Source organism: Citrobacter sp. Ce006 (genome assembly GCF_030336535.1).
In the GTDB taxonomy this organism is placed as follows: domain Bacteria; phylum Pseudomonadota; class Gammaproteobacteria; order Enterobacterales; family Enterobacteriaceae; genus Citrobacter; species Citrobacter europaeus.
In genome coordinates, this window is sequence record NZ_JAOWDO010000075.1 from 12,714 (window position 1) to 24,618 (window position 11,905).

19 protein-coding genes and 1 pseudogene are annotated in these 11,905 nt (G+C 48.3%); 2 read left to right on the forward strand and 18 right to left on the reverse strand.

Annotated features, from left to right (window positions below; all coding sequences use genetic code 11):
* The 9 genes from OGV94_RS24980 to OGV94_RS25020 all read right to left on the reverse strand — a co-directional run.
* Positions 1 to 203: phage head-tail connector protein (locus OGV94_RS24980; protein WP_286524694.1), on the reverse strand; the 203-nt coding region annotated here is incomplete at its 3' end.
* Positions 184 to 561 (reverse strand): hypothetical protein, encoded by a 378-nt coding sequence (locus OGV94_RS24985; protein ID WP_286523148.1) that lies wholly within the window; start codon positions 559 to 561, stop codon positions 184 to 186. The genes OGV94_RS24985 and OGV94_RS24980, both read right to left, overlap by 20 nt.
* A 97-nt stretch (positions 562 to 658) precedes the next feature.
* Complete coding sequence (locus OGV94_RS24990; RefSeq protein ID WP_286523151.1) at positions 659 to 1,945, reverse strand: phage major capsid protein; 1,287 nt, start codon at positions 1,943 to 1,945, stop codon at positions 659 to 661.
* A 72-nt stretch (positions 1,946 to 2,017) separates the two neighbouring features.
* Positions 2,018 to 2,938, reverse strand: a complete 921-nt coding sequence (locus OGV94_RS24995; RefSeq protein ID WP_286523153.1) for a S49 family peptidase — start codon at positions 2,936 to 2,938, stop codon at positions 2,018 to 2,020.
* 36 nt (positions 2,939 to 2,974) lie between these two features.
* Positions 2,975 to 4,234, reverse strand: a complete 1,260-nt coding sequence (locus OGV94_RS25000) for a phage portal protein (RefSeq protein WP_003832365.1) — start codon at positions 4,232 to 4,234, stop codon at positions 2,975 to 2,977.
* Positions 4,234 to 4,413, reverse strand: coding sequence for a hypothetical protein (locus tag OGV94_RS25005; protein WP_003832363.1), 180 nt, complete (start codon positions 4,411 to 4,413; stop codon positions 4,234 to 4,236). Before OGV94_RS25005 ends, OGV94_RS25000 begins: the two co-directional genes overlap by 1 nt.
* Positions 4,407 to 6,134, reverse strand: a complete 1,728-nt coding sequence (locus OGV94_RS25010) for a terminase large subunit (RefSeq protein ID WP_016150031.1) — start codon at positions 6,132 to 6,134, stop codon at positions 4,407 to 4,409. The genes OGV94_RS25005 and OGV94_RS25010 overlap by 7 nt, the downstream gene beginning before the upstream one ends.
* Positions 6,131 to 6,628: a phage terminase small subunit P27 family gene (locus OGV94_RS25015; RefSeq protein WP_003832359.1), complete on the reverse strand. Its 498-nt coding sequence runs from the start codon at positions 6,626 to 6,628 to the stop codon at positions 6,131 to 6,133. The genes OGV94_RS25010 and OGV94_RS25015 overlap by 4 nt, the downstream gene beginning before the upstream one ends.
* A gap of 232 nt (positions 6,629 to 6,860) precedes the next feature.
* Complete coding sequence (locus OGV94_RS25020) at positions 6,861 to 7,223, reverse strand: HNH endonuclease (protein ID WP_181231324.1); 363 nt, start codon at positions 7,221 to 7,223, stop codon at positions 6,861 to 6,863.
* A 275-nt stretch (positions 7,224 to 7,498) separates the two neighbouring features.
* Here OGV94_RS25020 and OGV94_RS25025 point away from each other — a divergent pair.
* Positions 7,499 to 8,037: pseudogene (locus OGV94_RS25025) on the forward strand (cytochrome b).
* A gap of 372 nt (positions 8,038 to 8,409) precedes the next feature.
* Here the strand turns inward: OGV94_RS25025 and OGV94_RS25030 are convergent.
* The 6 genes from OGV94_RS25030 to OGV94_RS25055 form a co-directional block, all read right to left on the reverse strand.
* The gene (locus tag OGV94_RS25030; RefSeq protein ID WP_001100119.1) at positions 8,410 to 8,583 is read right to left on the reverse strand and encodes a GnsA/GnsB family addiction module toxin; all 174 of its coding nucleotides are present in this window, start codon (positions 8,581 to 8,583) and stop codon (positions 8,410 to 8,412) included.
* A gap of 204 nt (positions 8,584 to 8,787) precedes the next feature.
* On the reverse strand, positions 8,788 to 9,018 hold the full coding sequence (locus OGV94_RS25035; protein WP_000756041.1) for a hypothetical protein: 231 nt from the start codon (positions 9,016 to 9,018) through the stop codon (positions 8,788 to 8,790).
* A 73-nt stretch (positions 9,019 to 9,091) separates the two neighbouring features.
* The gene (gene ymcF / locus OGV94_RS25040) at positions 9,092 to 9,280 is read right to left on the reverse strand and encodes a cold shock small protein YmcF (RefSeq protein WP_057069020.1); all 189 of its coding nucleotides are present in this window, start codon (positions 9,278 to 9,280) and stop codon (positions 9,092 to 9,094) included.
* 10 nt (positions 9,281 to 9,290) lie between these two features.
* Positions 9,291 to 9,503, reverse strand: coding sequence for a cold shock protein CspG (cspG, locus tag OGV94_RS25045; RefSeq protein WP_000066494.1), 213 nt, complete (start codon positions 9,501 to 9,503; stop codon positions 9,291 to 9,293).
* 378 nt (positions 9,504 to 9,881) lie between these two features.
* Positions 9,882 to 10,037: a DUF2514 family protein gene (locus tag OGV94_RS25050; RefSeq protein ID WP_080625038.1), complete on the reverse strand. Its 156-nt coding sequence runs from the start codon at positions 10,035 to 10,037 to the stop codon at positions 9,882 to 9,884.
* Positions 10,038 to 10,107: 70 nt separating this feature from the next.
* Positions 10,108 to 10,278 carry a hypothetical protein gene (locus tag OGV94_RS25055; RefSeq protein WP_167394263.1) on the reverse strand — a complete coding sequence of 57 codons (171 nt, stop codon included), beginning with the start codon at positions 10,276 to 10,278 and terminating at the stop codon, positions 10,108 to 10,110.
* Positions 10,279 to 10,413: 135 nt separating this feature from the next.
* On the opposite strand from OGV94_RS25055, the gene OGV94_RS25060 reads away from it, so the two are divergent.
* Positions 10,414 to 10,587: a YnfU family zinc-binding protein gene (locus tag OGV94_RS25060; protein WP_218116983.1), complete on the forward strand. Its 174-nt coding sequence runs from the start codon at positions 10,414 to 10,416 to the stop codon at positions 10,585 to 10,587.
* A gap of 75 nt (positions 10,588 to 10,662) precedes the next feature.
* On the opposite strand, the gene OGV94_RS25065 is transcribed toward OGV94_RS25060, so the two are convergent.
* The 3 genes from OGV94_RS25065 to OGV94_RS25075 form a co-directional block, all read right to left on the reverse strand.
* Positions 10,663 to 10,893, reverse strand: a complete 231-nt coding sequence (locus OGV94_RS25065; RefSeq protein WP_286524709.1) for a hypothetical protein — start codon at positions 10,891 to 10,893, stop codon at positions 10,663 to 10,665.
* On the reverse strand, positions 10,890 to 11,414 hold the full coding sequence (locus OGV94_RS25070) for a DUF2514 domain-containing protein (RefSeq protein ID WP_286524712.1): 525 nt from the start codon (positions 11,412 to 11,414) through the stop codon (positions 10,890 to 10,892). The genes OGV94_RS25065 and OGV94_RS25070 overlap by 4 nt, the downstream gene beginning before the upstream one ends.
* Positions 11,393 to 11,905, reverse strand: a 513-nt coding sequence (locus tag OGV94_RS25075; RefSeq protein WP_286524715.1) for a lysozyme, incomplete at its 5' end; no start/stop codon positions are given. The genes OGV94_RS25070 and OGV94_RS25075, both read right to left, overlap by 22 nt.

An 11,905-nucleotide genomic window follows, 5' to 3' on the forward strand; every position in this document is an offset into this window, starting at 1 on the left:
TGGATATCTTCATCCGCCACAAAACCGCGTACACCTTCCGGCAGCGCCTGCAGTTCGTCATCGCTTCCCACCAGTTTGCAGTAGTAGTCACGTTCAATACTCTTTTGCGCCGCCGCCACCATTTTAGTGAGCATGCCGTCATGCTCTGTGAAATCCGGCTCCAGACGGAGCTGGATTTTCACATCATCCAATGTCAGTATCATGGTCATCGGCTCCCTTGCGGGGACTCAGCGCCTTTTCCGCATCTTCTGGCCATACCGCAATATGGCGTTCAACCAGTTTCTCTGCGTACTCAGCATCAAAACAGGCCGTATCACCGCGTGAATAACGATGATAGGGTCCCAGGAAAAAAACCGCTTTCCGCGCCACTTCTGCTCCCGTCAGGCCCGTAGTCCCGTTTGTTTCACTTCCGGTCAGTTCAACACCGGCATTATCTGAACCCGCTGCAGTATTCTGACCGTCATCCCCGTCCACTGAATTTTCCGGCGTCAGTTCATCCGGCTTTTTCACATCACCGGCTGCAGCCGCCGCTGCCGCTGCTTTTGCTGATTTCGTTGTCATCGTTTTGCTCCTGAAAAGAAAAAACCCGCTACTGCGGGCCTGGGGGATTACGTGCTTTTATTCTGTGCGACCGTGGTCGCACAGAGTGCAGGACCGGTTAAAACAGCACTTTTGTCCCGAGTACAAGACCTTCCGGATGACGGAAGCCGATATCGTGCTCCGTCACCACGCGGATCAACGACTGGTTACGGGAGAACGCGGAAACCAGATTTCCGTCCCCGTCCTGATAGGAGGCTTCCTGCGAGAACGACACCTTCATGTTGCCGTCTTCACCGATAACCACATCATTAAAGTCAGCGAAGTAAATTTCCGACTCTTTGCCTGCGTCACCGAGGTTTGCCGGGATAGCGCTGGTACGCTGAATCTGAAATCCCTTCAACATCCCCTGGGCCATTTCCGGGTAGACCTTGTTACCGTTACCGTCGCGCAGACCGAACAGTTTCATGTAGGTACGGTTCGACATGCCCCAGCCGCAGCTGATCATGTTGCTGTTCCCGTCCATCGCCATCAGGATAATATTGTCGAGATAGGTATCAATCGTCTGCAGATTAACCTCTGCAGCAGCTTCCCACGGCAGCAGGCGGTTCCACTCAGTTGCCCGCGCTTTCATACCGACAGGCGTATCACCGGTACCGTCATCGCGCATAAAGGCTTTATCTTCGCGAACAGAAATCGCGGTCAGAATATCCTGCAGGACCAGTTGCTCCACGTTGTAGCCGGCACGACCAATCAGCTGGTTGGAGATTGGCACCATTGCAATCATGGTTTTCGCAGTGAGTTTCACATCATCGAAGCGCGCTTCTGATGTTTTCGCATCCTTGCCTTCCCCGGTGTAGCTCGCCGTCGCACCACCGGCCAGACGCGGCAGCGCCATATTGCCATTCGGCAGCGGAATGGAGCGCGCGCCCAGCTTACGAACGATGGTGCGATCGCGCAGCAGTTCGATCACCTCGCTGTGCAGGTTTTGCGGAATAAGAACGCCACCTGACGCGGCGGCAGTATTGATGGCCATCGAGACAGACGGGTCATTCAGTTCTTCAGTTGCAAATGTTGCAGCGTCCTGGACGTTACCCTGTGCTGCCGCAATCGACATTACCAGACGGGTCATGCCTGCGCCGGTATATTGCTTTGGCTCTGCTTTAACGCTGATACCAGGGGCCTGCTGTGTACCTTTAACCGGTTTGGCAACAAGTGCTGCAGCACGTTCAGCCGCTTCCAGACGCTCAATTCTGGCACTGATATCCGTGAACTGCTGCTGCAGGCTGGCAAATTCGGTTAACTGCTCCGCTGTCAGCGTTCCACCGGTAGTTTCAATCGTGGCCAGGGCCTGTACCTGCTCATTAATACCCGCACGCTGACGACGTAATTCTTCAATCTGTGGCATAGTTTTCTCTCTTTTTGGTATAAAAAAAGCAGCCAACAGGCTGCTTTCTGGTAATGACGCGTTAGCGCCGGGTCACATTCTGGTTTGCAGGTCCATCGCGGCGGCCTGCAACTTTATAGAAGTGGTTTGTTGAGGTTGTTTGTACTTTGCTGCAATGGCATTAATCGCAGACTGAGGATCCGAAACTTCATCAGCAAGACCAGCAGAAATGGCATCAGCGCCGAAATAGATTCCGGCCTGCGTGTTAATCACCGTCTGAGGGGCAAGATTCCGGTATTCCGCTACAGAGGTAATAAACGTCTCGTACATATCGTCAATCATCCTCTGGAACATTCCCCGAGCGTCTTCACTCAGCGGCTCATGTTGTGTACCGTTATTTTTGTTATCTCCCCGAAAAATCGTGGTGAATGTTAACCCCATTTGCTCTTCCATCCTGGAAGTATCCAGGTGTTCCATGATCACTCCAATCGAGCCGACTCCACTGGTCTGGCTGACTACAATTTTGCTGCAGGCCGAAGCGATAAAGTAAGCCGCAGAATAGGCGCTGTAGTTCACAATTGCAGTAATAGGCTTAGTTTGACGTGACTGGAAAATATAATCAGCCAGTTCCTTGCATCCAACCGCCGCACCACCACCAGAATTTATATCCAGCACAATTTCACTGATGGAAGGGTCATTTAATGCAGCATGCACCTGGCTACGTATGCGCTCATAGCTGGTAAGTTCAGAACACATTGCAGTAATTTGCCCACGACGCGGAACCAGAATGCCGTGAACAGGAATAACTGCCATTCCACCAGCTGGTTGAACCAAATCTGGCGCCTGATTGTTATCAGGATCCTGCGTCATGTGAATTCCAGCCTCTTCTGATAATCCCTGAATACGGGGAACCAGCACAGCTTTTACAGAATCCATTGTCTGTCGTGTCACGTAATGCGGAACACCAAAGACCATAGCCGCCAGGTGCGGCAGATTAATTAAATTTTTTGTCATGATGTTTACCAGGTCAGCCCGCGCTGCGGGTGATATTCAGTTTCTGGACAGAATAGAGTTGATTTCTGCCAGTTGTTTTGCTGTTGGCGTGTTATCGCCAGGTAAGATTTGTTTACTGTCGACCATATTCAGAGGCGTCAGGTATTTGTCCCCTCCGGCGATGGGTGGAAGGTTCTCCATGCGGCGAATGTCGTTAACCGATAACCAGCCCCACTGGCGGCCTAGTGCATAAGATTCATAGCGTGACTTCTGATCCCCGCGCAGCAGGCCAGAAACATTGAATTCAATGTACAGATCACCGCGCTCGCTGGGTAAAAGCAGATCGCGCATTAATGCGCCTTCATGACGCTTCAGCCAGGCCAACAGCGTGTACATCACAAACTGCAGCCCCTGGTGCTCAATGTTGTTATTCGTGGCTTTCGCCAGCATCTGCACCATATGAGGCGGGATTTTATAGAGCCGGCACACTTCTTCCACGCCCCATTGTCGGGATTGCAACAGCTGCGCTTTCTCATTGTCCTGAGATAACTGCTTGTAGCTCATCCCTTCCTGAAGCAATGCAACAGAGAAGGCGTTTCTGACGCCGGAATATCTGTCCGTCCACTTTGCCAGCAGGCGGTCGATAGCATCCTGGCTTTTGATCGTCGGAGCGTCTTTTGGACGCTCAATAACGCCGCTCATCGTTGTACCACGGCGAAAGACCTGAGAAGCATGCTCTTCCACGGCGAGGTTTAGCCCAAGAACATCCGCGTTCGTCTGGATTGGGGAACTGCCGATATAGCCATCCAGTGAGAAGACCTTCACATGATGCATCATGCGCATTGGCAACGTTTCGCCAATTTCGGGTAGTTCATAATATGGCATCCCATCCGGGCCTTTCAGGACAATGACCTTTTGGGGATTAACCGGGATTAATTCGCGGGGATAACCTTTCCCGTCCCTGTCGATGATCGAGTAGCAATTCCCCTCCAGACCAAGCAGGCCCTGCTGCTGTTCAAAGTACTCAAATGAAGTGTCTTTTTTGTTGGGCTGGGAATGAATCAGATCATAAACAGGGTGGTCAGTCGCCCGTTCACGGCCTCCGTTAGCGCCTCGCCTGTAAAGTTCACACGGCAGCTGCGCAACCGATTCCGCCAGAAGCGTTACACATGCCCGGACCGCCGATAACGCCATTGCTGTTTCAGAAGTGATAATGATCCCCGCCTTGCTCTGGCTGGAACTCACACCACCCAGCATCGCCTGCCAGAAACTACCACCAGACTGAGATTTACCCCGAAACATCTGGGGAATGAACATTATTCACCCCCTGATTTAATTACGCTGGCAGACATTGATTTCGCGATTAAAAATGACCACAGCAGGCAGATTGAACCGCCAGTAATAAGCCCGGCTGCAGGTGAAATAAGCCAGGCACCGGCAGACAGTAACGCGGCTCCGGCGAGGCCGATAAAAAAACTTAAAAACGTCATTAGCATGCTACATCTTCCTCGTCGTAAACGGATGAATTACTTGCCCGGCTATTCAACATTGCCCGTCCGATTGCCATAATCAGCGAAACCGCGCCATCGATTTTGTTTTCGTTCTGCTCTTTGATGGGTTTAACCACATCGTCATTACCGGGCAAATACTTCCCGACGACGTTGCTGATACACCAGCTCATAATCGGGTTCCCGTCGTGATGAAAGCGGCCTGACTCAATGGCGGCTTCCAGCTCCTTCGTCGGATCAGACATATTGGTGTAGTTCTGTACGATAGTGATCGGGTTAAGGCTTTCATCAGCCAGATCATGTGAAAGCCCCGTAGCGCCGAACGGGTCAATCGGTGACTCACTGACTGGGTTGAGCTTGTTTGCCGCCTTGGCCTCTTCAAGGATGTAGCGGTAATCAACTTCAGCGCCATCAGTAACTGTAAGCAGCCCCATTTCAACCCATTTCTGAAATCGCTCCGCAGTACGACGATCTTCGTTCTTTTCAACGCTGAATACTGCGTCGTAGGGAACCCAGAAGCGGGGAGCAACGCTGTAGTAATGTGTCTTGCCGTCAATTTCCCTGGTGAACAACCGCGCCATACTGTTCATATCCAGCTTGCGCGCCAGGTCGAAAGACAGAACACATGGCTGTCCTTCGAATTGCTCCAGCGTAAGTGTCTTATCCTCACAGTTCTGCCAGGAAACCAGGTTGTAGAAAGCGGCACGGGCTGCAACCCAGATGTTGAGGTGTTTAGTTTTAAATACACCAGCCTGACGGGCGTTATTAATAGCTCTCTGTTGCTGGCTGAGGAGAAAGTCACGATAGACCGACACGCCCATATTCGGGTTAGCTTTTTCCAGCACTTTAGGATCGGTCCAGTCATCCCCCTCGTCGACGGTGTATATCACGCCGAACAATTCCTCATTCGGTACTGTGCCGTTCAGCATCTCAATCACTTCACGCCGTTTGTCGTAGCATGGACCCTCAATGTTGTAACCCGCCGTCGTGATCGCCCACATTAGTGGTTGTCGTCGCGCCCCCATACCCGTCAGCATAGTGGTGTAGAGCGAATCTGTGGGATGTTCGTGATACTCGTCAACAATCGCACAGTGCGGTGAAGCGCCGTCCCCAGGGTTACCAATCAGCGGCTCAAAACGCGCGCCATCTTCTGGCCGGTTCAGGTTGGACGCATTAACTTCAATCCCGAACGCTTCCACCAGCAGCGGGGTGCGCTTACACATCAGACGAGCTGGTCTGAATACTTCCCACGCCTGTTTTTCAGTTGTGGCCCCGGAATATACTTCAGCGCCAAACTCGTTATCACAGGTAAAACAGTACAGCGCCACACCTGCCGAAATAGCTGATTTCCCATTTTTACGCGGTATCTCCGTGTAAACCTCGCGAAATCGTCGAAGCTTCGACCCTTTCTGGACCCAGCCAAAGGCGCAGCACACAATAAACAGTTGCCATGCCTCCAGAGTGATCGGCATCCGTTTGAATGCCCACTCTCCTTTTGTATGTGGCAACAACTGGATAAATTTCGCGGCCTTTTCTGCCATGTCTTTATCGAAGCGGTAACGAAATTTCTTACTCTTTTCAGCCGCCATGTCATCGATATGACGCTGGCAGGCCTGAATGACAAACTGGCACGCCGGAATTTTCCCCCGCACAACGTTGCGGGCGTATTGATTCGCGGCGTTTACGTTGGGGTACGATTTCCGGCTCATGAGTTGATCATCTTCAGGAATGGGTTAGAGGTTTTCTTCTGTCCGGCAAGGCCGATTAGGCGTTGTCGACTGCTGGGATCAAGGCCAAGCATGGAGCCGGTAGAGCTCATCTCTGATTCCTGCTCTTTCTTTGCGGTTAGCTCAGGGTTTTTTATCTTCCCCCCCATAGCACCAGTGATAGTCAGCCCTTCTCTGGCGATATTTTTAACCGCCCTGCGCCAGAACTCATATGCAACACACCAGCGCTCAAGTACGGCAAGATCGGTAACACACAGCAATCCCTGTCCACATAATTCTTTCGTGGTCAGTTCCCACATGACGGCCGCCATTGGCAGACCATCATCCTCAGAAAACCAGTCAGGTGGTGCCACACCTTTAATCGGTGTGAATACAGGTTCCTCTTTATTCAGGGCTCGTTTGCCGGGGTTCCCTGCCAGCTCCTTGCGCGCCGTTGGCTTGGGGCGACGCCCGGAACGCCCCGCCGTTCCAGCCATAAGCGACACTCCTGGTTAAATTTCATTTTTCGCGGGTATAAAAATGCGAGGAAGCGGGCAGTCCTGAAGTGCGAAAGGGGTCAGGGATTTGCTCCCCCCTTCCCTTTGTATGCGCCTGCTTTAATCGAGATGAAATAGCAATGCAGATTGCGGCGACTACAACTGCTTGCATTGTGCGAACAGGAATTCGAAAAATAGCCACTCTGCCCACAGTATATGTAATGGGCATAACTCATCGAATACGATCTCTTGCTGTCTTTGCTCTGTGGCATTCCCAGCACAACGACTCCAGATTGGCATCATCATCAGTACCGCCATGAGCTTTTGGAATGATGTGGTCAACGCAGGTAGCTTTCTTCGCTATCTTCTGCCGGCGATGGTTCTGACACAGGTATTTATCACGCTGAAGGATACGCGCTCGTTTAATTTCCCAGAGCCGCCCATATCCACGTTCTTGTCTGCTCTTTCCTGACTGATAATTCCGCCAGCCGTCACCAGCATGTTGCTTTCGGTGTTGGTCACAATAGCCGCTGACATCGTTGGTGATTGCCGCACACCCTTTGTGTCGGCATGGGCGTTTAGCACGTGCTGGCATCGGCATAGTCCTGTTTGTTGGATACAAATTGTGTAATAGGCGGAAAGTAAAAATGAACCAGTAGTTGATTGAAAGTTCTCATAAATAGCGAGAATCTGCGCGGTTCTTGCCCCGTAACATCAAGGATTATCAGAAAGAAATAAAAATGAGAATTATTATCAAAGCATTCAAGTGAGATCGCTGGAATAACAAACTCTTAATCTCTCAACAAAAATAAGGATTTGTTAAGCTTCATGATTTATGGTCGATGTAATACACCGTTTCAGGCAAGAATAATGGTCAAATTCTCAAAACTTCAGATTCGCTTACACTGGCTACCCCTGATATTAATAGCGATAACCTATGCAGCTATGGAGCTTCGTGGCTGGTTTCCCAAGGCAGTAACACCTACCTTCTCATGAAAGAAACACATTACAATGTTGGGGTGTTTGTCTGGTTTTTAATGATAATGCGATTAATTATTAAACAAAAGTATCATGATCCAGCTATCACTCCCCCCCCACCAGCCTGGCAGATGATGGCTGCTAAAATAATGCATATCCTGCTGTACATTTCTTTTTTGGCTCTACCGTTATTAGGTATTGCAATTATGGCTTACGGTGGAAAGGACTGGAGTTTCTTAGGTTTTAACGTTGCATCGTTCGTTACTCCTGACGGGGAAACAAAATCACTTATCAAAGATACTCACGAAACACTGGCAAACATCGGATATTTTTTAATCGCAGCGCATGCTGGTGCAGCGTTATTCCATCACTACGTCCAGAAAGATAACACTCTTTTGAGGATGATCCCTGATTGTAACGATAAGAAATAAATACAAATTTTAATGTTTAACATTACAGCAGGCACTCAGTGAATGTCTGCTGTAATGCCTGCTCAGTCAAGTTGAAGCACACCGTGTTCTTTTGAATCAGAGAATGCAACCAACCCAGTGTATTCGGGGATAGTGTTCCGTCATCAGCATCAAATGCTGAAATGGTTGCGTGAAGAATCAAAAATGCTCCAAATCCCGCGCCGCTGCTGCCCCTCGATGGTCAGAATCGTCAAGGAGGACCCGTTAAAAGGTAAGCAGAAAATCTATGGTTAGAAGTGAAGGCTTTGACAACGTTCTAAATTTTATGACAGAAATAAAAAAGCATTACCTTTCAAGATAATGCTTTTTCACTCGAACTGAGTCTTATAACAATTAGATTAATGTGATTTTAATATCATAGCTTTCAAGCCCAGTCATTTTTTCACGAGCATTAAACTGGATATCGGAAACTTCTTTTCCTGTCTTTTTTTTGAGTTCAATAATTTTTTTTGTGATGAATTCAGAAATATCCGCTTCAGTTTTTCTTTTTAAATCTTCGACGTTCATTGTTTACCTCTCTTGATCTCTAACGTATCAACGCCAAGCATGCTACATTCCCCGTAGAGCACTTGTATAAGCGCTGATATGTTTAAAAGATAGAATAGAAAGACTCAATTATCAATAGTTTGCAGTACAATCTTCATGTAAAGGAGCTCGCGACCACACAAACCACTGTACTAAAATCCGGGTCGGTCACGAAACAACCAGATCTCATTTCAAAAGCTTCGATGCTGCCTCGAGGATCTCTTCTGAACTGACATCACGATCAGAGGCTACATAAACTATTTTATGGTCTCCTGTCAGAGATGGAAATCCCGCTGACATCACGGGTAGGTGTGCTTTTTCCCCATTGGGAAACTCGCGCATTATCGTAGTAATACCTTTCATTACGGTTACAACAACTGCAGGTTCTGCATTAAAAAAAACGATGACTTTTTTCATAATTTTACCGTGATGTCTCTTACAGAGATTGTCGGTTCAGCATACAAAAAAGGCTCCATAAGGAGCCTGAAATTTATTTTCTGAATTCTAAAGAAGACTGACCAGAACGAATGTACAGTGCAATATTATCAAATGTAATCATTGTTGATTTGCAAAAAATACATTTTGCTCCGAAAGGATTTTTTTCAGTAACATCAAAGTTTGACGTTCGGTACTGAGATCCGTGGCAACACGGACATCTGAAGTGAATATTATTAGTAATAACAGTTACCTTATACAGCCACGACATTAACTGCCGTGGGGCCTTTAGGTCCCTGTTCAACACTAAATTCAACTTCCTGATTCTCATTCAGCGTCTTGAAATCATTACTCTGGATAGCAGAGAAGTGAACAAACACATCTTTACTGCCATCTTTTGGAGTGATAAAACCAAAACCTTTTTCAGGATTAAACCATTTAACTAAACCAGTCATTTTATTAGACATAAACATTACCTTTATTGAGTAAGCCCTTGGGCAGAATGGTCCGAAAAAAATTATCAGAGAGAAAAGCTAACAAGGAAATCTCAACAGGAACAAGGAATAAAATTATTACAGCGACTGCTTCAGATAAATTCGTTACAAACCAGACATTCATTAACGCATGATTAACCAAACATAGCAAGGTTTAGTTTTGTAAGTAAATCTCAGTGGGTTTTGACCATAAAAATTAATTTAAATAGCTTAAATCGAAAATTATGTCATGCTGCGTAAGACCTTTATCTATCACCCTAAGTTGTCAGGGATTTTGACTCAAGGAAGAGTCGTATTTCTTTCATAGTAAAAATTTACAAATTTATCCACGAAAACCGTCAACATCTTAATTTATAGATCTATTATTTTTTCTCTACGATTCATTGTTAGTATTTTTACGGACTCATAAATCCGCTCACATGTCATTCCTGCCCGGTAGTTTTCATCAGCGCGCTCAGCATTGTATCGAGCTTCTTCTGCCAGGCTTCCTGGCATGTCTACGAGCATTGCAGTGTCATGACGGATGGAAAGTTTTGTTGATTCGTTAGTTATCGAGCTGTAGAACGCTATGCTCTAGCTACTCGGAATAGGCAATCAGCCCGGTGTACTCAGGGATAACCTTGCCATCATCCGCTTCGAACTCAGGGATTGTTCCGGTAGTGATGGTGTATTGTGGCTGGCCATCTTCTTTTGCGAAGGCCGCCAGGTCTTCAATCTGCTTAGCTGTAAGAACTACTGTATTGCTCATTCCTCAGTTGTTAAAAAGCCCCGCTACTGCGAGGCTTGATTGATTATCGCTAACGATTACATCGTAACGGTTATAAAAGAAGCTATTAGCCAACATGTGGTGTATGGTTGTTAACCGCCCACCAGGACAATCAACATGTCGATACTCAAAGATATCAAGATGCGTACTTTACGCCATGTGAAAAGTACTTGTCCTCATTGCTCCCGCCAGTCAATGCACAGTCTGTCGAGAATAAAAAACAATATAACGTTAATTTGCCCCTTCTGTGGAAACATCTATCTTCCATCTGAAAGCAAACCAATAAAGTAACTGATTGAATACCAAATAAAACCCATACTCTCAGAATGTGGCAAAGCAGACATAACCTTTTATTGTTGTTCTCATTTAAGAGAGTGTAACACCCAGAGTGGAGAGGAATTTTTTCTTCTCCACAATACGGCGGTCAAGTTCAGTCACTGCATGCGGGCGTATGGCATCAAGAAAGGCGTTATCCTGATAGGTAGACTGGATTGTCACACCAAGTCCGGCACCACTTTCCAGTATGCTTTTCTGACGCTGTAGTTCTTTTATATCGTTATTGAAGTAATACGCTTCACTTAGGTTTTCTGCGTTCATCGTCTAACCCTGTTGTTGTTTGACTGCCTCACTGAGTCGTAAATGCGCTCACACGTCATTCCTGCCCGGTAGCGTTCGTCAGATCGTTCAGCATAACATCGAGCTTCTTCTGCAAGGCGTCCAAGCATGTCGGCGAGCATTGCGGCGTCGGCTCCGGCTGTTTTGCTTCTGACGGCAGTGGCAAGATTTGCGGTATGCTTTGCGGCGTCCAGGAGGGTGGCAAGCTTTGTTGCTTCGGTACGCAGCTGGTTAACAGTGGCAGACAGGCCAGCAGCAGTGGCAGCAGATTTAGCGGCTTGCGCTTGTGCATCTTTTACAGCCTCATCACGGGCAATTATGCGCCCTTGCTCAATCATGCGGGCGGCGGTCTGCGCGTTCGCAACCTGCGAAGACTTAGCACTATCACGTTCCGCCCATTTCTTTTGCCAGCCCCGGTCGCTCCAGACATTTCCGGCAATAAACGCACCAGCCAGCAGTAGAAACACAGCAAATGTTTTACTCACTGGCCTATCCCCCAGCATGTCAGAGCGCTTTCCTGGTCTCTTCGATCAACCTGTCCGTAGCAGCCGCTTTTCTGGCCTTTGGTCAGACGACAGTCGCGGCCACCGTCTTTAATCCACCAGCGGATCGCTTCACAGGCACCTCTACGGTCGCCCGCATTAATTCGCTTATAGAACGTAGATGGGAAACATTTTCCGGGGCCGATGTTATACGGGCAGAAAGAAGCGATACCCGCTTTCTGTGGTTCGGTTAGTGGTACTTTGATATTTCGCTCAACCCACGCCAGCGCCTTGTCGCGTTCAATGGCGTTTACCTGGGCGCATTTCTCAGCTGACAGCTTCATGCCCTGTACTACTGGCTTGCCATCAACCATCGTGGCGCCACGACAAATCGTCCAGAGCCCGCCGCCGTCGCGATACGCCGTCAGGCTGTTACCCTCTTTCTCATCCAGAAACTGATCGAGAATCACGGGCGCGGAAGCCCCGGCAAGAATCAAACCAACGACCGCTGC